The sequence below is a fragment of the Piscinibacter sp. PDB5-1 genome (assembly GCF_056676035.1).
The window spans coordinates 309566-331578 of record NZ_JBWVZL010000003.1; the positions used below are offsets into that span (position 1 = coordinate 309566).

Annotated in this window: 12 protein-coding genes; 1 reads left to right on the top strand and 11 read right to left on the bottom strand. The window is 69.4% G+C overall.

Annotation, left to right across the window (positions count from 1 at the left end; all coding sequences use genetic code 11):
* The first annotated feature begins 5 nt into the window (after positions 1-5).
* A complete protein-coding gene (locus AC1KAT_RS14395; RefSeq protein ID WP_480327104.1) occupies positions 6-3005 on the top strand; it encodes a Tn3 family transposase in 3000 nt (999 codons plus the stop codon).
* Between the two features lie 100 nt (positions 3006-3105).
* On the opposite strand, the gene AC1KAT_RS14400 is transcribed toward AC1KAT_RS14395, so the two are convergent.
* The 11 genes from AC1KAT_RS14400 to AC1KAT_RS14450 form a co-directional block, all read right to left on the bottom strand.
* Complete coding sequence (locus AC1KAT_RS14400; protein WP_480327106.1) at positions 3106-3741, bottom strand: fatty acid desaturase; 636 nt, start codon at positions 3739-3741, stop codon at positions 3106-3108.
* Positions 3738-5399 (bottom strand): AMP-binding protein, encoded by a 1662-nt coding sequence (locus AC1KAT_RS14405; RefSeq protein WP_480327108.1) that lies wholly within the window; start codon positions 5397-5399, stop codon positions 3738-3740. The genes AC1KAT_RS14400 and AC1KAT_RS14405 overlap by 4 nt, the downstream gene beginning before the upstream one ends.
* The gene (locus AC1KAT_RS14410; protein WP_480327110.1) at positions 5396-5647 is read right to left on the bottom strand and encodes an acyl carrier protein; all 252 of its coding nucleotides are present in this window, start codon (positions 5645-5647) and stop codon (positions 5396-5398) included. Before AC1KAT_RS14410 ends, AC1KAT_RS14405 begins: the two co-directional genes overlap by 4 nt.
* Positions 5644-6651 carry an acyl-CoA desaturase gene (locus AC1KAT_RS14415; RefSeq protein WP_480327112.1) on the bottom strand — a complete coding sequence of 336 codons (1008 nt, stop codon included), beginning with the start codon at positions 6649-6651 and terminating at the stop codon, positions 5644-5646. Before AC1KAT_RS14415 ends, AC1KAT_RS14410 begins: the two co-directional genes overlap by 4 nt.
* Positions 6652-6683: 32 nt before the next feature.
* On the bottom strand, positions 6684-7532 hold the full coding sequence (locus tag AC1KAT_RS14420; protein WP_480327114.1) for an SDR family oxidoreductase: 849 nt from the start codon (positions 7530-7532) through the stop codon (positions 6684-6686).
* A 59-nt stretch (positions 7533-7591) separates the two neighbouring features.
* Positions 7592-8791: an MFS transporter gene (locus AC1KAT_RS14425; protein WP_480327116.1), complete on the bottom strand. Its 1200-nt coding sequence runs from the start codon at positions 8789-8791 to the stop codon at positions 7592-7594.
* A 120-nt stretch (positions 8792-8911) separates the two neighbouring features.
* Positions 8912-10387 (bottom strand): class I adenylate-forming enzyme family protein, encoded by a 1476-nt coding sequence (locus AC1KAT_RS14430; protein ID WP_480327118.1) that lies wholly within the window; start codon positions 10385-10387, stop codon positions 8912-8914.
* 80 nt (positions 10388-10467) lie between these two features.
* A complete protein-coding gene (locus AC1KAT_RS14435) occupies positions 10468-11313 on the bottom strand; it encodes a hypothetical protein (protein WP_480327120.1) in 846 nt (281 codons plus the stop codon).
* Positions 11314-11334: 21 nt separating this feature from the next.
* Complete coding sequence (locus AC1KAT_RS14440; protein ID WP_480327122.1) at positions 11335-11967, bottom strand: hypothetical protein; 633 nt, start codon at positions 11965-11967, stop codon at positions 11335-11337.
* Positions 11957-15247 (bottom strand): aminotransferase class III-fold pyridoxal phosphate-dependent enzyme, encoded by a 3291-nt coding sequence (locus AC1KAT_RS14445; RefSeq protein ID WP_480327124.1) that lies wholly within the window; start codon positions 15245-15247, stop codon positions 11957-11959. The genes AC1KAT_RS14440 and AC1KAT_RS14445 overlap by 11 nt, the downstream gene beginning before the upstream one ends.
* Positions 15247-21975 carry an SDR family NAD(P)-dependent oxidoreductase gene (locus tag AC1KAT_RS14450; RefSeq protein WP_480327126.1) on the bottom strand — a complete coding sequence of 2243 codons (6729 nt, stop codon included), beginning with the start codon at positions 21973-21975 and terminating at the stop codon, positions 15247-15249. Before AC1KAT_RS14450 ends, AC1KAT_RS14445 begins: the two co-directional genes overlap by 1 nt.
* Positions 21976-22013: the final 38 nt, after the last annotated feature.

Below are 22013 nucleotides of genomic sequence, written 5' to 3' on the forward strand. Positions count from 1 at the left end.
GTCGCATGACCGTCTCCGCCAAGGAAACCGCCTATCCGTACTTCAGGCCCGAGCTCTCGACGGCCGAAGTTGAACGCAACTTCACACCGACGGATGCGGAGACGACATTCATACAGGCGTTGGTAAAAGGTCCGGCACCGCAGACGGCGATGATGGTCCACCTGAAGATGATGCAGGTGATGGGCCGGGTCGTGAGGTTGCCCGATGTGCCGCAGGTGATCCGTGACCACATTGCGCGGTGCCTAAACTTTGCGCGGTCACCCAGCCTAAAGGAAATGGGGCGCTTCGAGCTCGGAGGCAACCGCGCGATCAAGATCCAAAGGCTCCGCGAGTTCCTGGACATCCGGCCCTTGCAAGAGGACGGCTTCGCCTGGCTCAAGCACGTCGCCGAGGAAGCCGCCGAAATCCAACACTCTGTGGCCGACATCATCAATGTGATGTTGGAGGAGCTGGTTCGGCACCGCTACGAACTACCGGTATTCGAAACCCTTAGGCGGGCTGCGATCGCCGCCCGGGAAAAGACCAACGAACAGTATTTCAACGCCATTGCGTCTCAGCTCGATGCCCAAACCAAGGCGAAGATCGACAAGCTGATGAAGGTCGAGGCCGGCTCCAAAACAAGCGCTTGGCATTCGCTCAAGCGCGAGCCGAAGAAGCCGACCGACAAGGAGACCCGCATCTACCTGCATCACATCGAGATGCTCAAGGCGATCGTCGAGACACTGCCGAAGCCCGACATTCCGATTCCCAAGATGCGCCAGTTCCAGTTGATGGCGCGGGCGCTTGATGCTTCGGAGATGGCCGAGTTGAAGCCCCAGAAGCGGTACGCGCTCGCCGTGGTCTTCATCCGGTCGCAGTACGCCAAATCGCTCGACGACGCCGCGCTCCTGTTCATCAAAATGTTGGGCCGCCTGGAGAACCTGGCGCGCCTCAAGCTACTGCTCCACCAGGAAGGGCGGGCGGACACGGTCGACAGCCTGGTCGAGCTGCTTTTGAACATCGTTCAGGCCTACATGATTGACGGCACGGCCGATCAGCGTGTGGACGCCATCGACAGCACCCTGACTTGGGATGCCAATGTCGTCATCAAGGAGTGCCTTGACCACTTGGCCTATTCAGGCAAGAACTACCTGCCGTTCATGGCAGAGCCCTACAGGTTCGTGCGTGCCCAACTGCTGAACTGCCTGCTGGTCGCGGACCCGCGGTCCAGCAGCAACGACCGCGTCACCGACCGGCTACTTGCGGCGCTGCGCCAGCTCAAACCGAGCCGAGCCGAACGAGTCACGTTGGAAGAGTTGCAGCTGGTAGAAAAGCGCGACTTCGCGTGGATGTCGCAGCAGTGGAAGAAGCTGGTTTTTGTGAAATCGGCTGAGGCTGGCAAGCCTGACGTGCTGAACCGGCGCTTCTTTGAGATCGCGGTCCTGCAGCTGATCCGCGACGAGTTGAAATCCGCCGACTTGATCGTGCGTTTCGGCGAGCAGTTCGACGACTACCGCGTGCAACTGGTAGACGACGAAACGTATGAGCTCGAACTATCCCGCTACGCGGAAGTCACTGAGCTGGAAACCGATCCGGCCGCCTTCTGCGAGGCCCTAAAGAACGAGATGCTGGCCGAGGCCTGGAAACTCGACAAGGCTTGGCCCGAGAACACCCACGCCGAGATCGTCGACGGGCGCTTGTCGCTGAAGAAACCGCCGAAGATCGCCCCGCATCCCGACGCTGCACGGCTAAAAGAGGAACTCGACAAGCGCCTGCGGCCGGTGGGCATCATTGACTTGCTGATGGCTGTCGTGAAGTGGCTCGACCTGCACAAGATGTTCAAGCCACTGGCCGGTACCGAGAGCCGCCTTGAGGACCTGCGCGTGCGGGTCGTGATGGTGCTGTTCTGCTATGGCTGCAATCTTGGGCCCGCCCAGCTGTCGCGGTCGATCCGCAGCCTCAGCGCCAAGCAGTTGGCCTGGATTAACCTCAAGTACGTCACCGAGGACCTGCTGGAAAAGGTGACAGCCAAGGTCATCGACAAGTTCAGCGAGTTCGAGCTGCCGAGCTACTGGGGTACCGGCGAGCATGCGTCGGCCGACGGCACGCGGTTCAACCTCTATGAGCGCAATCTGATGAGCGAGTTTCACATCCGCTACGGCGCCTATGGGGGCATCCAGTACACCCGCGTGTCGGACCGCTTCATCGCGCTGTTCAGCCACTTCATCAGCTGCGGCACGTTTGAGGGGCTTTTCATCTTTGACCACCTGAACGTCGACGACTCGGCGTTCCGGCCTACCAAGCTGCACGGCGACACCCACCAGCAGAGCTACGCCGCTTTCGCGATGTCCAAGCTCATCGGCGTGCAACTAATGCCGCGTATCAAAGCCATTCACAACCTCGACTTCTTCCGACCTACCAAGTCGGTGAAATTCCAGAACATCGACGGCATCTTCAAGGGCACGATCGACTGGAAGCTGATCGAGACCCACTTGCCTGAGATGTTCAGGATCGGTGTGTCCATCAAGCTGGGACGGCTGACGCCTTCGACGATCCTGCGCCGCTTGGGCACGCACAGTCGCAAAAACAAGCTGTATTTCGCGTTTCAGGAACTGGGCAAGGTCATGCGAACGATCTTCCTGCTCAAGTACATCGGCGATGTCGACCTTCGCCGGCTCATCAATGCGGAGACGAACAAGACCGAGCAGTTCAACGGCTTCCTCAAGCTCAGCTTCTTCGGCAACGGTGGCGTGATCGCCGAAAACTTGCGACACGAGCAGCAGAAGGTCATGAAGTTCGCCAACCTCGTGGCGAACATGCTGATGCTCTACACCGTGCACGACATGGAGCGCGTCATCCGGGAGCTGAGGGACGAGGGCTTCCCGATAACTCCCGAGCTGCTGGGTCAGCTCAACCCCTACAGGCTGGGGCACATCAACTTGCTCGGCGACTACGCGGTAGACCGGCGACGGCGTCTCGCCGAACTCGTCCTCGCGCCTCTCTTGGCGCAACTCCTACAGGGCTAGACGAGACCGTTCGGAGGGTGGGGCGGATTTCCGTTTTCCTCCCGGCGGACAACAGGTTAGGTCACTTTTGGCGTGAAATCACATGATTCCCGGCTGACCCTCAACTGCCGTCGATGCTGCCTGCGATGAGCCCGGGCAGCACGATGCCGCCGACCAGCCACAGCATGTAGAGCTGGCTCACGCGCTGCATCGGTCGGTCGCGCAGCAGGTCTTTGCCGAACACCAGCGGGTTCGAGATCGCATGCGAGAACACCCAGCTCCACTGCGCATGCCAGAAGCCCGCCCAACCGGACAGGCGCTCGCGCCCACGGTAGTGGGGCGAGTGCACGTCGTTCGGCTGGTCGGTGAACGCATGGTGGCGGCGGTGGTTGCTGACCCAGTAGGTCACCGGGCCCTGTGCCGTCATCGACCCGGCGATGGCCAGGCCCACCCGAAGCCATGTCGGTGCGGTGAAGGCCCGGTGGGCAAAAAGGCGATGGAAACCCACGCCGATGCCGACCATGCCCAGCACATAGAAACCCAGCGCGACCAAAAGGGCTGCCGGGGTCACGCCGACGAACACCCATTCGCCCAGCGCGAGCAGCGTGGCGAAGGCCGAGCCCCCGAGCACCCAGCTCGCGTTCCTGCGCGATCCGGCTTGCAGGCGTGGATCGGTGAGGAACAGCCGCGCTTCGGGGATGCCGCTGAAACCGCCCTCGCCTCCCACGCGCACCTTGGGTTCGGCCAGCGGGTTCATGGCTGCGCTTCCGCTGCGTCCATCTGTCGCAGTTGCAGGCGTGACACCTTGCCGACGTGCGTGCGCGGGATGGACTCGACGAAGGCCACGTGGCGCGGCACCTTGTAGCCGGCCAGCCGGGTGCGGCAGTGGCTGAGGACCTGCGCGGTGGTGAGATCGCTGTCGGCCCGGCGCACGACCAGCAGCTTGACGGCCTCGCCGGTGTTGGCATCGGGCACGCCGATACACGCGCAGTCGGCGATCTGGGGGTGGGTCAGCGCGGCGGCCTCGACTTCGGTCGGGTACACGTTGAAGCCGCCCACGAGCACCAGGTCTTTCTTGCGCTCAACGACGCGCACGTAGCCCTGCGTGTCCATCGTGCCCATGTCGCCGGTGAGAAAGAAGTTGTCGGCGGTGAACACGCGCGCGGTCTCGGCCGCATTGCGCCAGTAGCCGGACATGACCTGCGGCCCGCGCACGGCGATCTCACCCACCTCGCCCAGCGGCAGCGGGTGGCCTTCGTCGTCGAGGATGGCCACTTCGGTGCCCGGCACCGGCAGGCCCACCGACCCACTGCGGGCCGCCCCGTCGAGCGGGTTGCAGCTCACCAGGGGCGAGGTTTCCGAAAGGCCGTAGGCCTCGACGATGGGGCAGCCGGTCATCGTGAACCAGCGGTCGGCCACCGCGGCCTGCAGCTTCATGCCGCCGGCGATGCAAACGCGCAGCGCGCTGAAGTCCATCTCACGCACCTTCGGGTCGGCCATGAAGGCGCTGTAGAGCGTGTTCACGCCTGGCAGCAGGTTGATGCGGTGCGGCGTGAGTTGCGCCACCGTGCCGCGGATGTCCATGGGGTTGCTCACCAGCACGTTGACCGCACCGAGGTGCGCCCCCAGCAGGCAGCAGGCCGTGAGTCCGAAGATGTGGAAGAGCGGCAGCACGCAGCCGAACACATAGGGCGGCTCGTGCGGGATCTGCCGCAGCGCGGGCGCGATCCATGCGTGAGCCTGCAAGACGTTGGTGACCAGGTTGGCGTGTGTCAGCTCGGCGCCCCGCGATGCCCCGGTCGTGCCGCCGGTGTATTGAAGCAGCGCCAGGTCTTCGGCGACGACGCGGAGCGGGCTCGGCGCGAGGTCGCGGGCCTGTTCGAGCACGGTGGCCAGGTCACAGACCGGCCCGATGCCGTCGGGGCAATCGACCCGAGACTCGCCGTTGCGCCCCACCAGCACCAGTTGGCGCACGCCGCAGGCGTCGCCCATGCGCGAGAACAGCGTGGCGTGGTCGCGCAGCATGAACAGCACTTCGGCACCCGAATCGTCGAGCACGTGCTTCAGTTCGGTGGCGGTGTACTGCGGGTTCACGCACACGGCCACGCCACCGCTTCGCAAGATGCCGAACAGCAGCACCGGGTAGCACAGCAGCGTGGGCAGCATCACCGCCACGCGCGTGCCTTTGGCGACGTGATGCGCCTGCAGCCACGCGGCCACGGCACGCGACTGCGCGTCCACCTCGGCGAAGGTCAGCGACTCTTCGCGGCAGATGTAGGCGGTGGACGCCGCATGCTCGCGGAACGCCGCTTCGAGCATCTCACCCACCGAGCCGAAGGCGTCTGTCTGCACCGAAGTCGGAACGCCGGCCGGGTACGACGCGAGCCACGGCGCGGTGAGCGGTGGGTTCGTCATGCCGGTGCCCCCTGCACAGTGGCGAGGTAGGCCGACAGGCCGTCGATGGTCGGGTGCTCGAACAAGGCCGAGGGCGACACCTCGCAGCCGAGAAAGCCTTCGATCTCGACCGCGAAGCTCACCAGGGCCGTCGAGTCGAAGCCGAAGGATTGCAGGTCGGCGTCGCCCTGCACCTCGGCGCGGGGAATCTCGAAGGTGTTGGCGATGAAGTCGGTGCACCAGGTGGCAATTTCGTCTCGGGTCTTCATGCGGTCTCTCTTTCAGGGGTGGAGGACGGGTTCGGGGTGGTCGCGGCCACACCCGCCGCCGGCTGCGGTGTCGGTGAGGCGATGTCTGTGGGCAGCGCGTCGAAGCGGGCCCGCTGCTCGGGCGTGGGCAGGCGCAGGTCGGTCGCCAGCCCGAGCAGGTTCATGCTGCGGATGAACCAGTAGCCGGGGTCGGGGCGATACCACGCGAGGCCCAGGTTCGGCGAATTGGCGAAGCGGTGGTGGTTGTTGTGCCAGGACTCGCCCAGGCTGATGAGGCTGAACCACCACATGTTGCGGCTGTGCTCGCGCGTGTCGTAGCGGCGCGAGCCGATCTTGTGGGCGAACGAGTTGATCGACCAGATGATCTGCCCCAGCAGCACCATGCGAAACACGCCGCCCCACAGAAAGCCCGAGACAGCCCCGCGCAGGTCACCATGCAGCGCAAAGCCGATCGCCGTGGGCACGGCCAGGCCCACGCCCACCCACAGGTGGTACTGGCGGTTGATCTGCGAGAGCACGCGGTCGCGCAGCAGGTCGGGCGCGTAGCGCAGCGTGTTCGGATAGGGGTGGCGGCGCATCCAGCCCCAGTGCGAGTGCCACATGCCGCGCACGCCGTTCCAGAAGCCGGAGCCGTGCAGGTTGGGCGAATGCAGGTCGCCCTCGACGTCGCTCTTTTCGTGGTGTACGCGGTGGATGGCCACCCACGAGGTCACCGCCCCCTGGGCCGCCATCGAGCCGGCGATGCCCAGTACGCGCAACAGCGCCGGATGCGGCTTGTACGAGCGGTGGGCCAGCAGGCGGTGAAAGCCCGCCGTGATGCCCAGGCTCGTGAAAAGCCAGGTGCAGAAGAACAGCACCCACTCGGCAGGGCCGTGGTAGATGTGGCTCCAGTACAGCGGCAGCGAAAGCACGAGCACGTGCGGGACCACATCGAAGATGAGGAAGTGGCGTTGCTGCATCCGATGGATCATCGGAATCGACAAGCTGGCGGCATCGGCCTTCATGGCAGCGTCCTTCGTTGGTTCTTCATGGGGAATCAGGCCGCCGAGGCGCCCGCCGGTTTGTCGGCCTTGGCTGGGGCAGGCGGTGTGGCCTTGCGCAGCAGCTTGTCGAGCAGGCCGGGGGCCAGCGCCTGCAGGCTCTGCAGCAGGCGGGTGCGCCCCATCAGCACTTCGGGTGCGCGGGCCTGGGCCGCGTCGAGGATGCGCCGTGCGCATTCGGCGGCGGCCATCGGCGCTTCGGCGGCTTCGTAGCCACCTGCGGCGGGGCGGCCCGAGGCGTCGCGCATGCGCTCGCGCACCGCCGTGCGCACGGTGTCGGGGCTGGCCAGCGTGAGCGACACGCCCTGCCCGGCCAGTTCGCGCCGCACGCTGCGGCTGAAGCCGACGACGGCGTGCTTGGCCGCCGCATAGGCGCTGTAGCCGGGCACGCCCACGTGGCCCACGAGCCCCGCCACAACGACGATGCGGCCCTGCTGCCGCACGAGCGATGGCAGCGCGTGGTGACACAGGTAGACCAGGCCATCGAAGTTGACGCGCATGGCCGCGACGGTCGCCGTGGCGTTGTCGGCCTCGGCGAATGCGCCTTTCATGGCCTGACCCGCCACGCAGAAGAGCCCGTCGATGCGGCCGTGCGCCTGCGTGGTCTCGCGCACGACGCGAAGGCAGTCCGGTTCGCCGCCGAGGTCGGCGATCACCGCCCTCACCTCGCCCGCACCGCGCTGGCGGCAGGCCTTGCGTGTGTCTTCCAGCTGTGCGGCGTCGCGGCCCACGAGCACCAGGTGGGCCGACTGCGCGGCGAGTTGCAGCGCCAGTTCGCGCCCGATGCCGCTGGACGCGCCGGTGACGATCACCACCTGCCCCTTGAAGCTTTGCGGACTTGCCATGTCAACACTCCTTGTTTGTCGTTGTCGGATTCGTAGGGATGAACCGCGGGCCCGGTTCGTCAGGCCCCGCGAGCCTTCGCGCGGAACAGCACCAGCACGGCCGTGGCGAGCAGACCGGTGCTCACGACGCTGACGTAGAACGCGTTCTCGCCACCGGCGCGCAGCAGTGCACCGGCGGCCAGCGGCGATGCGTACATGCCGAAGGTGTAGACCGAGTTGAAGAGCGCGACGGGCTTGGCCCGGCCTTCGGGCGGAAAGAGTTCAGAGATCCACACCACCGAGACGGGGTAGGTGATGCTGAACCCCACGCCGAACAGCAGCGCCGCCGCGAGCGCATTCGTCGGCCCCGCGCCCCAGGCCCAGAGCACGGCCACGCCCAGCGCCATCAGCCCGACGCCGCAGCCCACCACCGCCGCCTTGTCGAGCCGGTTGAACAGGCCCAGCAGGAAGAAACGCGTCACGAGGTAGGCCAGGACGAAGGGCACGAAGAAGTGGTGGATCGGCGTCTGCGCGGCCGACAGCAGCAGCACGACGAAGATGTTCACCGCACCGAACACGCCGCCCGAGACGATGCCGCCCAGGCACGGCAACGCCACCTTGGGCTGGGCCAGCAGGCGGCCGTAGCCCTCGCCGGCAGCCGGCGAGCCCGCCGGAGCCGCCACGGGCGCCGCCTGGCTGTCGCGCCCGATGAAGAGCACGCACAAGCCGGCCACGGCCGGCAGCGAGGTGATCAGGAAGTAGTCGCGCAGCCCGTGCTGCTCAAGCACGCCTTGCGCCCACATCGGCCCGAAGATCGAGGGCATGAGCTGCATCGCGCCGTAGATGCCGACGAACTGCATCAGGCGCTCGGGCACCAGGCACGAGCGCACCATCAGGAAGGCCGCCGGCATGAACAGCCCGACGCCGCCGATCATGGCCGCCAGCGACACGAAGGCCGGCCCCACCCCGCCGGCGGTGCTGGTCCACGCCAGTGAGCCATAGCCGAGCGTGAGCAGCGCAATGCCGAGCGCCACGACGGTGCGAGGCCGCAGCGAGAGCAGCAGGCGCCCGGCCAGCAGGCTGCACAACACCACCGGGATCGAGCCCGCGGCCACCAACAGCCCGGTCTCGGCGGGGTCGAAGCCGACGGTCGCGAGCACCTTCGACAGGTACGACAGGCAGGCACCGGTCGTGAAGGTGAGGAAGGTTGCAGCCGTGACCGCGAGGTAGCGCGTTCGCGCCTGCGGATCGAGAAACGGTGAGCGGCGTGTCTGCTGCATGGTCTCCTCTTTCTTGTCGCTTCGCGGGCCCGTCGGCGTGGCCCGTCGTGGGTGCCGGATGGAACGTCCGGCGCGTCTCTTCGAGGTTGCACGCGGCACCCATGCCGCCCTGCCCTCGCCCTAGTCGAGCTCGCGCCGCAGCAGCTTGCCCATGCCGTTGCGCGGCAATCGCTCGCGGCGGCGCAGGCGCACCGACGGCAGGCGGGCATGCGGGCCGCTCGCCAGGGCGCTTTCGAGGCGCGCCTGGCAGGCGTCGTCGCCGACCCAATGCACGGTGACGGCACTCAGCTGCGGCGGTCGCCCGCCGAGCGTGACGGCCAGATCGCGGCAGTCGCTCAGTGCCAGCAGGTCGGCCTCGATGCGGCTCGGGTACAGGCGCTCGTCACCGAGCAGGCGCGTGTCCTCGGCGCGGTCGAGCACCACCAGGCAGCCGTCTTCGTCGAAGTGGCCCAGGTCGCCGGGCACGAAGTAGCGGCGCTCGGGGGCGTCGGGGTTCTGCCAGTACACCGGCTGGTGGCGCGGGTCGCGGTAGCCGCTCATCATGAAGGCGCTGTGGCCGACGATGCGGCCGGTCTGCCCGGTCGGCAGCGGGCGGCCTTCGTCGTCGATGACCTTCATGTCGTACATGGCCATGGGCTTGCCCACCGTGTGCCGCTTGGCCACGTCGGCCCCGTCGAGCAGGGTGCCGACACCGCCTTCGGTCACGCCGTAGATTTCGCAGAAGCGGCCGGGCAGGCGTTCGACGACCGCCGCCTTCTCGGCCGCGCTCATGCGCGAGCTCGACGACAGGTGCAGTTGCAGGCTCGACAGGTCGAAGCGGCCCAGGTCGGCGAAGGCCAGCAGTTCGCGGTACTGCGCGGGGCTCATCACCACGTGGGTGGCGCGCCGCGACTGCACGAGCTCGCAGAAGGCGCTGGGCTCGAAACGCGGCAGGATCACGTTGCAGCCGCCGTTGCACAGCGCGGGCAACCAGGTGATCAGCGACAGGTTGTTGAACATCGGCAACGCGACCACGTTGACCGCCGAGGTGCCGATGCCCAGCGCAGCCGCCGCCTGGTTGACCGCCGCGCGGCCGCTCGCCGGGTGGACGATGGCCTTGGGGATGCCCGTCGTGCCCGAGCTGTAGACGACGCTGAACACGCCCGCTTCGGGCACGTAGTCGGGCAGCGGAGCCATGGCCAGGTTGCCGGCCACGCGCAGGGCGTCGAGCGTGGTCAGGCGCGCCACGCTGCCAGGCTGCAGGGCCAGGAACTCGGCGTCGGCGATGACCAGCGACACCCCGCTGCGCTGGATCAGCTCATGCAGCACGCCGGTGGGCAGGTCTGCGGGAAACAGCTCGAACGCCGCACCCGAGGCCGCCACCGCGCAGGTGGCGATGGCAAAGCCCGCGTGGTTGCGGGCGAGCACCCCCACCACCGGCCGCTCCGCCGGGATCAGCGCCGCCTGGGCCCGCAGGCCCAGGGCGGCTTCTTCGACAGCGCGGTGGAAGTCCACCCAGCGCCAGGGCCGGTGCGCGTCGGCACAGGCAATGGCCTCGGGCTTTTCTTGCGCCCAGCGCGCCACCTGCGCGAGAACGTCGAGACTCTTGTCGGGCATGTCGGCCTGGCTCCTTCCTGGTGCTTCTTGGTCTTTTCTTGCCGGGGTGCGTCGGCGGCGCCACGCCGCCGGGGCGAGGCTCAGGCCGGCTGGCGCGGCGCCTCGCGCAGCAGTTGCAGTTGCTCGTCCACGTAGGCGGCGCAGGTGTCCATCAGGTGCAGCGCCAGATGGCGCGCTTCGGCGTAGCGGGCGGGCGTGAGGGCCTGGCGCACGATGTACCAGCTGTCTTCTGAGTGGTCGTCGTCCACCGCGTGGCCGTCGTCGTCTTCGACGTGGATGGCGTGGTAGCCCTCGTCGGTGTTGACGCGGGTCACCGCCTTGGTGGCCACGGCCCAGCACTCGGTCCAGGGGTTGAGCGTCGATTCGAACGCGGCGAGCACCAGCGCCAGTCGCAGGTGGTCGTGGCGGTTCACCTCGAGGATGGACGCCACGTGCTGCGAGCGGGTCGAGGGCTGGTGCCGCTGCACGGCCGCCTCGGGCAGGTCGATCTGCTCCATCACGTCGTAGAGCTGCACCACGTGGGCCTTCGCCGGGTCGGCGATGAAGTTGCCCTCCACGGCGCCGGGCGTGAAGCCGAGTTCATCGATGGCGTTGATCTGCATGAGACAACGCGCCGCGGCCACGCCGCGCAGGCCCACGCTCGGCTCGATCTGGTTGCAGTTGACCGCTGCCTGCAGCACGTAGTCGATGAATCGGCCCGACAGCGCGTGCACCGTGTCGAGGTAGAAGTTGCGCAGCCACTTGAGCGAGCCGTGCCCCGCGTTCATCTCGGCGATCAGCGGGTGCTGCGCGAAGCGGTGCTGCTGAAGCTCGGCCAGCAGCGTGCGGGTGAACTCTTCGTTGGCCTGCCACTGGGCGGCGGGCAGGCTCTGGCGAACGGCGGCGCGCGCCAGGGCGCGGGCGTCTTGCGAAACGGTTGCAGTCATCAGACAAACTCCTTCAGAAACTCACAGGCCGGCCGGTGCGACCGAGGTACCGGAACGCGTGAACAGCACGCGTGCACGCAGCATGAGGATGGCGAACAGCGTGCCGACGAAGATGCCGTACACCGGCGACCACTCGACCATGCGGCGGCCGTAGTCGAGCAGGTAGGCGATCCAGATCACGATCATTCCGTAGGTGTGGATGCCGCTCCACAGCTTGCGGCCGAGTGCGTCGATCGAGGCGCGGTTCGAAGTCACCAGCATCACGAAGATCCACACGAAGACCATCACGCCCAGCACGCGCTCGACGGGCGTCGAGATGGCATGGATGAGGTGCGGCCAGTTCATCCAGATCGTCGTGGCGCATGCCCCGGCCGTGAGCTGCGACACCGCGAAGGCGACGCCGGTCGTGGCGCGGTGCTTCATCAGGAAGGCGCTGAACGCGTTCGGGCGCCACTGGTGCAGCGGGCTGGCGATGTACGAGGCCGCGAAGAAGGTGAAGGCCATCTTCACCACCGTGCGGATCGTCCAGAGGAAGCTGTCCTCGTGAAAGCCGTGGCGCGAATAGTTGAACGCGAAGACGCCCGCGCAGATCGCGGCGATGACGAAGACGAAGCGCAGGTTCACGCTCGGTCGTTGCAGGGTGTCAGGATGCATGTTGGCTCCAGGTGGTGATGAGGGATTCGAAACTGGACAGGAGATGGGCCACGTCGGCGCCGGCTAGGCCGTGGTCCTGGTGGTCGCACAGCACGCGGTATGACTCGCCCTGGCGCACGATGTTGATTTCGATCGGGTACTCGGTGGCCGGGCGCAGGCCGAAGATGGCCTCGGCCTCGACGCCGTGGCTCGACAGGTCGAAGCTCGACGGTTCGAGGTTGACGCTCAAGAGCACCGGCGGCACCGGGCCCACGCCCGCCTCGCGGCCGATCGGAAACGCGCCGTGCTCGGACGCCTCGCGCAGCGCTTCGGCCACCGCCTTGAAGTACGCCATGGCGTCTTGCCCGCTCTGGGCCTGGGGCACGCGCGGCAGCACGGGCAGCAGGTTGGTCACCTGCACGACCTGCGGCTGGTCATGGGCCACCTCGTCGAGCACGGCACGGTTGGCCACCGGCACCCCCACCACACCACGCGTGGCCAGTGCCTGCGTGTCTTGCAGCGCCTGGTGGAAGCCGGCCAGCAGCGCGACGAAGGGCGTCACCTTGTGTGACTTGGCCACCCGCATCAGCGAGGCGGCATCGACGTCGAACTGGCGGCGCTTCGACGCCCCGCCGGCCGGCAGGGCTTGCATCGCCGCGCTGGCGTGCTTGCGTTCGTCGAAGCGGCGTTGCCAGTAGGCGCGGTCCTGCTCGAAGCGGGCCGAACTGCGGTAGGCCGACTCGGCCGCCGCGGCGAGCCCCAGGGGCGTGGTCAGCGCGCGCCGGGCATGGGCCGGCTGGCGCAGGTTTGAGAAGATCGCGTCGATGGCCAGGGCGTACGAGTAACCATCGCAGGCCGCATGGTTGGCGATCACCGTCAGCAAGGCGCCCACGCCGACGATGCGCGTCACGGCCACCCGGCACTGCACGCCCTCGGTCTTCTGGAAGGGCGTGGCCATGTCGGCCGAGACCTGGCGTTGCACGAAGAGGTCCACCGAGTCGCTGGCGTCGAGCGTGATGCTCGAGCGCAGCACCTGCAGGCGCTCACCCGACGCGCGCCAGAGCCCGGCCGCTTCGTCGTAGCGCGCATGCAGGCTGGCGCAGCCGGCGAGCGCCGACACCACGGCCGCTTCGAGTGACTCCAGGTCGGCCGCCGCCTCGAAGCCGCGCAGCAGCACGCCGCCGCCGATGTTCAGCGCACGGGCGCGCTCGGGCGTCCACAGCGCGCAGAACCGCTGTTCCCAGGCCGTGGCGGGGGCGCTCTGCACGGCCGGCTTCGACTCGAAGAAGCCGGCGCCCTGCAACTGCGCAATCGCGTTGCGCGTGGCGCGCAGGATGAAGTCGATGTCTTGCTGTGTGTGCGCGGTGCTGAGGAAGCAGTTGCGCCCCTCCCATATGTAGACGCCTTCCATCATCAGGTGCGTGAAGAACAGGTCCATGTTCTTGCGCGACACGTAGCGGAACAGCGAACCGAAGCGTTCGAGCTGTATGGCCAGCCCCGCCTCGCGGAAGATCGCGTTGCTGGCCTGCACCAGGCGCTCGGTCTTGGCGTCGAGTTCGGCATACAGCGCCTCGCCCTCGGTGTGGATCTTTTCGAGCGTGGCCACCGCTGCCGCCATGGCCAGCGGGTGCTTGGTGAAGGTGCCGGCGAAGAAGATCTGGTCCGAGGTGGGCACGCTGTCGTCGCCGTACTGCCAGTGCCCGCCGTCGATCAGGTCCAGCAGCGGGGCGTTGCCGGCCACCAGGCCGATGGGCAGGCCGCCGCCAGCGATCTTGCCGTAGGTCGCCAGGTCGGCGCGGATGCCGAAATGCGCCTGCGAGCCGCCGCTGCCCATGCGGAAGCCGGTGATGACCTCGTCCCAGATGAAGACGATGCCGCGCTCGCGCGTGATGTCGCGCAGCTTGCGCAGAAAGTCTTGCGGCTGCAGCCACGGGCGGCGGCTTTGCACCGGCTCGACCACCACGGCGGCCAGCTCGTCACCCAGTTGCTCGACCAGCGCCAGCGCGCTGTCTTCGCCGTATTCGAGCACCACGGTGTCGTCCACCGAGCTTCTGATCACGCCCGAACTCACCGGGGTGGACACCGGCACCGGCGCGTCGCTGCCATCGGGACGGGCGAGAAAGCCGTCGAAGGTGCCGTGGTACGACTCGCGGAAGATCACCACCTTGGCACGACCCGTGTGGGCACGGGCCATGCGCAACGCCGTCATGGTGGCTTCGGTGCCCGAGTTGCAGAACACGACGCGCTCGTGCCCCGTCATCTCGCAGATCATCTCGCTCACGCGGCCGGCCAGCGGCGACTGCGGCCCGATGGGAAAACCCACCTGGGCCTGCTCGATCACGCGGTCGCGGATGAAATCGGGGTTGTGGCCGAACAGGTGCACGCCGAAGCCCATCGTGATGTCCACGAAGCGGTTGCCGTCCACGTCCCACAGGTGCGCGCCTTGCGCACGGTCGGCGAGGATGGGAAACAGCACCTCTTTCGTGTGGGGCTTGAAGCCGGCCGAGGCACGGTTGTCGGACAGCCGCCGGCGCGCGGCCTGGGTCATCTCTTTCGACAGGCGGTGCTTGGCGCTGTAGGCGGCCATGAAGCCCTGGAGGTATTGCGCCTGCTGCTCGGTGAGCCCGCGCGTCTGGCGCGCGCGCGAGGCGAACACGTTGAAACGATCGACCGGGGCTTCGTCGTCGCCGGCGGGCGCCGGTGCGGGGGCGCTCTGCGACGCGACGGCGGCCGGCACAACCGCCGCCGCGCGGGGCGACGCGCCCGGCAGCGCCGCCGGTGCGGCGATGGGCTGCGCACCCGGGGCCGCCGAGAAGCGATCCAGCAGCTGCAGGTGGCGGTCCATCAGGGCCACATGCGACAGCAGCAGGCTCTGCACCCACTCGCCCGACCCCTGGCCCGGGGCTGCCGCGAGTGCGGGGGCCTGCATCACCGGCGCCACCGCAGGCGCCAGGGGCTGGGGCAGGCTCGGGCGGACGGTGGCAGGCACGGCGGCCGCCACGGCCGGCGCCGAAACCGGGGCCCGCGGGGCGCGCGCCATCTCGGCCTGCACGTGATCGACGATGTCGCCCAGCGTGGCGAAGTCTTGGTAGGCCTGCGTGATCGAGACGCTGATGCCGAAGTGGTCCTTCAGAAAGTCGATGCACTTCATGAGCGCCAGCGAGTCGGCGCCCAGGTCGAGCAACGAGTCGTCGCGGTGCACCGCTTCGTCGGCGGGCAGGCCGAGGATGCGCGAGAAGTTCGCGACGATGGTCGATTCGACAGCGCTCGCAGCACGCGGCAGGTCGGTGACGGTGTTCATCAAAGGTTCTCCAGAATCGCCAGTTGGTCGTGCATGGCCTGCGCCTGTGCTTGCAGCAGGGCCAGGATCTGATCGGTGGAGCCGGTGCCGGCGGCGGGCACGGGCGAAGCGGCCCACGCGGCCCCGCGAGCCCGAAGCACCGGGCCGGCCCAGTGCGTGACCTTGTCCATCGGGTAGCGCAGCGCTTCGGGGGTGGGCCGGCGGGTGGCCCCGGTGACGCGGCGCCAGTCCACGTCGAAGCCCTGGGCGTACAGCGCGGCCAGCAACTCCAGCCATTGCCGTTCGTTCGCGGCGGCCTGCAGCAGGTCGATGAGCGGCAGGCCGGCGAGGTCGGCCGTGGGCGAGCCCACACCGAAGAGGTAGCGCCCGCCGCCCGCCGCGAAGCGGTGCACGGCTTCGTGCGTGGCCTCGGGCGCCTGCGCGGCTTGCGGTGCGGCCGAGAGGTAGGCGGCCAGGGGCAGCTCGCCACTCAGGCAGGCCAGCAGCCCGTGCGGGTCTTCACCGCCGATGCAGTCGGGCGCCAGGCCGGCGTCGAACCATGGGCGCGCCCAGGCGTACTGCAGCGCGCGGCGCGATGGCCCGTCGGCGCGCCCTCCCACCGAGGCGGCGAGCACCGGCTGCGCCTCGCGGCAGGCCTGCCAGGCCGCGGCCACGGCGGGCTGCGTGGCGGCCAGGCGCAGCGATTCGCTGGCCTGCGCGTCGAGGCCGCTCAAGAGCAGCGCTGCGCGTGGGCGGCGGCCGCTGCGGGTGTCCACCGGCTTCAGCGCGGCGTGCAGCCGCTGGCGCAACTCGTCGGCCGAACCGGCCACAAGCACCGCGCGCCAGCGCATGGGTTCGCGCAGCCACTGCGCCTGCCGGCAAGCGTGCAGCAGGTCTTCGTCGCGGTCGAGGGCTCGCAGTGCTGCATGCAGCGCGTGGAGGCTGGTCTCGGTGTGCGCGCTCAGGGGCAAGACCCAGGTCGAGGGCGAAGCCCAGGGCTCGGCGGCCGGGCGTGGTGCCGAGGCACTCGGCGCCTCTTCGACCACCAGGTGCGCGTTGGTGCCGCTGAAGCCGAACGAGCTGATCGCGGCGCGGCGTGGTGCCCCCTGCGTGCGCGGCCAGGGCCGGGGCTCGGTGGGCACCACGAGCGCGCCGCAGCGCAGTTGCGCGACGTGCGGGTTGAGCGTGTTGAAGTGCAGGTTGGGGGCGACCCGCTCGTTCTGGAGCGACAGCACGACCTTCAGCAAGCCCACGGCCCCCGAGGCCGATTCGAGGTGGCCGACGTTCGACTTCACGGCGCCGACCACCAGCGTGCGGCCGGGGTCGCCGTAGAGTGTGTCGATCGACTGCAGCTCGATGGGGTCGCCCAGCGGCGTGCCGGTGCCATGCGCCTCGACCCAGTCGATGTCGGCGGGCGCGAGCCGCGCGTCGTGCAGGGCGCGCTGCATCACGTCCACCTGCGAGGGGCCGTGGGGCGCGGTGAGGCTGGCGCTGCGGCCGTCCTGGTTGATGGCCGAGCCCTTGAGCACGGCCAGCACCTCGTCGCCGTCGCGCAAGGCGTCGGCCAGGGGCCGCAGCAGGAACATCGCCCCGCCCTCGCCCCGCACATACCCGTCGGCCGCCGCGTCGAAGGTGGCGCAGCGCCACGCGGGCGACAGCATGCGGGCCTCGCCGAGCGTGCCGAAGGTGTCGGCGGCGAGCAGCACGTTCAAGCCACCGGCCAGCGCGAAATCGCAGTCGCCGGACCGCAGCGCGGCCATGGCCTGGTGCAGCGCGACGAGCGACGACGAGCAGGCCGTGTCCACCGCCACCGCCGGGCCGCGCAGGCCGAAGTGGTAGGCCACGCGGCCAGCGATGACGTTCAGCGCGTTGCCGGTGGCCAGGTACTCGCGGCCCTCGGCGCGCAGGTCGCACAGGCGGTGGTACTCGTTGGCAGCGACCCCGACGAAGGTGCCCACGCGCAACCCGTGCACGTCGGCGGGGCGGTGGCCGGCGTGCTCGAAGCAGCGCCAGGCGAGTTCGAGGGCCAGGCGCTGCTGCGGGTCCATCGACCGGGCTTCGAGCGGGCTGATGTTGAAGAGCCGGGCGTCGAAGCGCTCGATGCCGTCGATGAAGGCCGCACCGAAGCGGCCGGCGGCTGCGGCGGCGTCCGTGTCGTTGAAGAGCGGCGAATGCCAGCGGCCGGCGGCGTCTTGCACCGGGTTGCGCCCCGACAGCAGCAGCCGCCAGAAGGCCTCGGGCGAATCGCTGTGGCCGGGCAGGCGGCAGGCCAGGCCGACGATGGCGATGTCGCGCTGCGCATCGGCGGGGTGGCGCGCTGCGTCGGCCGTGGTCATGCCGGCGACTTGCGGGTCGCCCTGCGGCGCAAGAAAGCGGGCGAGCTCGCGCAGGGTCGGGTGGTCGAAGATCGCCGTGGCGGGAATGTCGCGGCCGGTGCGCGACTCCATCGCCTTCTTGAATTCGATGGCCTTCAGCGAATCGATGCCCAGTGCATGCAGCGGTTCGTCGAGCGGGATGTCGTGCGGCGCGAGGTTCAGCAGGCCGGCGAGCGTTTCGCGCAGGGCCGCCATGCCCGCTGCCGACCCTTGCTTGGCGGTCGATGGCGAGGGCGAAGGCGCCGCATGCGCCCTGGCCGCCGCGGGTGCCAGGCGCTGGAAGATGCCGCCCAGGCCCGTGGCCGCGTACAGCTCGCTCAGGCGCGCCCAGTCGGCCGCGCAAACCACCACGCGGCCTTGGGCCCGCGCATCGAGCAGCGCGAAGAGCGCGTCCAGCGCCTCGTCGGGCGGCAGGGTCTCGATGCCCACGCGGCGCATCGCGTCGGCGTCTTCGGCGCTCACCATCGCGCTGTCTTGCCAGGGCCCCCAGTCGATCGCCAGGCGGCGCGTGCCGGCCGGTGCCCCGGCTTCGGCCCAGGCATCGGTGAAGCGGTTGGCCGCTGCGTAGGCGGTGAGGCCTGCCGCCCCCCACAGGCCCGAGATCGACGAGAACGCGACGATGAACTCGGGTTGCAGGTCGTGGCTCAGCGCGTCGAGCCACTGGGTGCCATGCAGCTTGACCGCCAGCGCGCCGGCCATGGCGGCCTCGTCGAGTTGAGGGTGCGGTGTCACCGACGACACCCCCGCCGCGTGGAAGATGCCGCCCAGCGGCACACCGGTTTGCGCGATGCGGGCGAGCAGCGCCCTCACCTCTTCGCTTCGGGCCACGTCGGCGGGCTCGATGCGCAGGTCGATCCCGGCGGCCGCCAGTTCGGGGCACCGCCGGTGCACGGCGGCGGCGTCGCCGCCGCGCCGGCTGACGAGCACCAGGTGCTTCGCGCCGCGCCGTGCCAGGCCGCGCGCCACATGCAGGCCGATGCTGCCCGTGCCGCCGGTGACGAGGTAGACCCGGTCGCCGCGGATGGCCGGTGCCGGGGCGGCCGCCGCCGGTGTCGCCGTGGGCAAGCGCCGCACGAGCACGGGCTCATGCACTCGGCCGCTCGCATCGAGACGGTATTCGCCGCTGCGGGGTAGCCGGGCCAGGTGGATCAAGGCGTGCGCATCGGCACCGACCGCGGCGCGCACGGCCTTCAGGTGAACGCCCGGCAGTTCGAGCGCCGCCGACTTCAAGGCGCCGAGCAGCGCGGCATCGAGCGCCTCGGGCGCGTCGTCTGGCAGCACCACCGTGAGGCCGCGCAAACGGGTGCGCTGTTCGGGCAGGGCTTGCGGCGTCTTTTGCAGTGTCTTTTGCAGTGTCTCTTGCAACATCTGCACGAAGGCCCAGGCCAACGCCGCCGCCGACTCGGCGAGGTCGCCCGTGCGCACCGCCAGCGCGTCGCGGAAGACGAGCACGTCCACCGGCGAGGCCTGCGCGGCCAGCGCCTGGGCCAGTGCCGCCCCGGTGGCGGCGGCGCCCTCGGCCGGCAGGGCCTGTGCGCCCGCCCCGGCCGCGGCCACGACCGCGCCGGCCATCGCGTCGGATGCGCGGCCTGGGCGGCGCACGCACAGCAAGGTGGCGGCCTCGCCGGGCCGGCCGGGTGAAGCGGTGGCCAGGGGTTCCCAGGCCAGCGTGAGCGCGTGTCGCAAGGCCGTCGGTGCGCCGTCGGCATCGGCCGGGTCCGGGCGGGCGTAGCGGCCGGCGTCGAACACCGGCTGGGCGTCGAAGGGGTACAGCGGCAGGTCGATGTCGAGCGACTCACGCGTGTCCGGTGTGTCTGGCGTGTCGGGGTAGAGCCCGGCCCAGTCCACATCGACACCGGCCTCGAAGAGCGCCCCCACCGCGCGGCAAAGGCCGAGAGAGCCGGTCTCACCGGGCAGCATCGACGGCACCAGCACGCGTCCGCGCAGTTCGGCGGCACGCGAGGCCATGCCCAGCAGGGTGCTGCCGGCACCGATCTCGACGAAGGCTTCGGCGCGCGCCACGCAGGCGTGGTGCATGGCGTCGGCAAAGCGCACCGGCGCGACGATCTGCCTCGCCCAGTAGTCGGCGTCGATGGGCAGGCCGGGCTCGGCGCCGCCGCTGACGTTGTCGAGCAGCGGGATGCGCGGCGCGGCGAAGGTGTGCGAGGCCAGCACCTGCCGGTACTCGTCGGCCGCCTCGGCCATGCCAGGGCAATGGAAGGCGCGCGAGCCCTTCAGCTTGACGTGCTGCAAGCCCGCCGCGGCCAGCACACCGAGCAGGGCTTGGAGCGCATCGGTGCGCACGGCGACGACCTGGTCTTGCGGGCCGTTGCGTGCGGCGATGTGCGCCGCGCCGCCCAGCGGGGCGAGCAAGGCGTCGAGGGCGTCGGCCGGGGTTCGCACGGCGACCATGTGGCCGTCGGGTGCGCGGTCCTGCATCAGCCGGCCGCGCGCGAAGACCAGTTCGAGGCCTTGCTCGAAGCCGAACACGCCGGCAGCGTGCGCTGCGGCGTATTCGCCGATGCTGTGGCCGACCACCGCGCGGGGCCGCACGCCGAGGCTGGCCCACAGGCGCAGCAGGGCCACTTGCAGGGCATAGAGCGCGGGCTGGGTGTGGTCGGTGCGGTCGAGCCGCGCGCTGTGTTCGCCCCAGAGCAGGTCGCGCACGCCGACGCCGAGGCGCGAACGGAAGGCGGCATCGACGCTGTCGAGCGTCTGCGCAAACACGGCGAAACGTTCGTAGAGCCCACGCCCCATGCCCGGTTGCTGCGAGCCCTGCCCCGAGAACATGAAGACCGGTTCGGGGCTGCGCTTGCGCACGGCCGGGGGCGTCTCTCTCGACGACGGCGCCTCGGCGAGGCGCTGGCGCAGTTGGTCGGCGTCGGCCGCGACGATGGCCTTGCGCAGCGCGTGGGCGTCGCGCCCGAGGGCGGTGGTCGCGCACCACGCGGCGAGGTCGGGGGCGCCGGGCGGGTTCAGGCCGGCGGCATGTGCGGCCAGCAAGGCCTGCAACGAGGCCGGCGAGCGGGCCGACAGGGGCAGCACCAGCGGCCACGCGGCCGAAGCGCGCCGCACCCCGCCCGCGGCGGGGGCCGGCCCGAGGATCACATGGCAATTGGTGCCGCCGTAGCTGAAGGCGCTGACGCCCGCGAGCGGCGGCACGGCCGCGTCCCACGCGACCGCTTGCGTGGGGATGCGCAGCCGCGTGCGGTCGAGCTTGATGAGCTTGTTCTGCTGGTTGACGCCGGGCTGGGCGACGATGGTGCGGTGGCGGATTTGCAGCACCGCCTTGATCAGCCCGGCGATGCCGGCCGCGGGTTCGAGGTGGCCGATCTGCGCCTTGACGGCCCCGAGGTAGCACGGTGCGTCGCCCGCGCTGCCGCCGTAGGTCGCCTTCAGCGCGTTGACCTCGATCGGGTCGCCGAGCTTGGTGCCGGTGCCATGGGTCTCGACGCAGCCGATGTCTTGTGCACGCCGGCCGGCCTGGTCGAGCGCGTGGCGGATCAGGGCCTCTTGCGACTCGCGGTTCGGTGCGGTGAGGCCGTTGGTCGTGCCGTCCTGGTTGACGGCAGTGGCATGGATGACGGCATGGATGCGATCGCCGGCCGCGAGCGCGTCGTCGAGCCGCTTCAGCACGACCAGGCCGCAGCCTTCGCCGCGCACGTAACCGTTGGCCGCGTCGTCGAAGGTCTTGCAGCGGCCGTCCGGGGCCATCATGCCGGCCTGCGACACGGCGATGGTGGCCTCGGGTGCCAGCATCAGGTTCACGCCACCGGCCAGCGCCATCTCGCAATGCCCGGCCAGCAGGTTGAGGCAGGCCTCGTGCACGGCCACCAGCGACGACGAGCAGGCGGTGTTGACCGTCATCGACGGGCCGCGCCAGTCGAGCGCGTACGAGATGCGCGCCGAGATCACGCTGCCGTTGATGCCGGTCGGCGTGAACGCGCCGATGTGCTCGCGTCGGCGCATCACGAGGTTCTCGAAGTCGTTCGAGGTGGCGCCGACGAACACGCCGATGGCGCGGCCGGCCAGGGCCGAGGGCCGCTGGCGGGCATCTTCGAGTGCGTGCCAGGCCACCTGCAGCGCGAGCAGTTGTTGCGGGTCCATCGCCTCGGCCTCGGTCTTCGAGATGCCGAAGAAGGCGTGGTCGTAGCGGTCGTGCGAGGCGATGAAACCGCCCTCGGCGCTGTTCAGCCTGCCGGGCGTGCCGGCGGCCGGCGCGTACAGCGCCTCGTTGCTCCAGCGCTCGGCGGGCGTCTGGCGCACGGCGCAGTCACCGCTGAGCAGCAGTTGCCAGAACGCCTGGGCGTCGTCCGCCCCCGGCAGACGGCAGGCCAGACCCACGATTGCGACGTCACTGCGGGAGTGGGGCATGGAGCAAGCGAAAAAGGTGGCCCCGGCCCCGCATGGCG

Coding starts and splice junctions, on each gene's coding strand:
- AC1KAT_RS14395 (WP_480327104.1), top strand. CDS start 6: ATGACCGTCTCCGCCAAGGAAACCGCCTATCCGTACTTCAGGCCCGAG.
- AC1KAT_RS14400 (WP_480327106.1), bottom strand. CDS start 3,741: ATGAACCCGCTGGCCGAACCCAAGGTGCGCGTGGGAGGCGAGGGCGGT.
- AC1KAT_RS14405 (WP_480327108.1), bottom strand. CDS start 5,399: ATGACGAACCCACCGCTCACCGCGCCGTGGCTCGCGTCGTACCCGGCC.
- AC1KAT_RS14410 (WP_480327110.1), bottom strand. CDS start 5,647: ATGAAGACCCGAGACGAAATTGCCACCTGGTGCACCGACTTCATCGCC.
- AC1KAT_RS14415 (WP_480327112.1), bottom strand. CDS start 6,651: ATGAAGGCCGATGCCGCCAGCTTGTCGATTCCGATGATCCATCGGATG.
- AC1KAT_RS14420 (WP_480327114.1), bottom strand. CDS start 7,532: ATGGCAAGTCCGCAAAGCTTCAAGGGGCAGGTGGTGATCGTCACCGGC.
- AC1KAT_RS14425 (WP_480327116.1), bottom strand. CDS start 8,791: ATGCAGCAGACACGCCGCTCACCGTTTCTCGATCCGCAGGCGCGAACG.
- AC1KAT_RS14430 (WP_480327118.1), bottom strand. CDS start 10,387: ATGCCCGACAAGAGTCTCGACGTTCTCGCGCAGGTGGCGCGCTGGGCG.
- AC1KAT_RS14435 (WP_480327120.1), bottom strand. CDS start 11,313: ATGACTGCAACCGTTTCGCAAGACGCCCGCGCCCTGGCGCGCGCCGCC.
- AC1KAT_RS14440 (WP_480327122.1), bottom strand. CDS start 11,967: ATGCATCCTGACACCCTGCAACGACCGAGCGTGAACCTGCGCTTCGTC.
- AC1KAT_RS14445 (WP_480327124.1), bottom strand. CDS start 15,247: ATGAACACCGTCACCGACCTGCCGCGTGCTGCGAGCGCTGTCGAATCG.
- AC1KAT_RS14450 (WP_480327126.1), bottom strand. CDS start 21,975: ATGCCCCACTCCCGCAGTGACGTCGCAATCGTGGGTCTGGCCTGCCGT.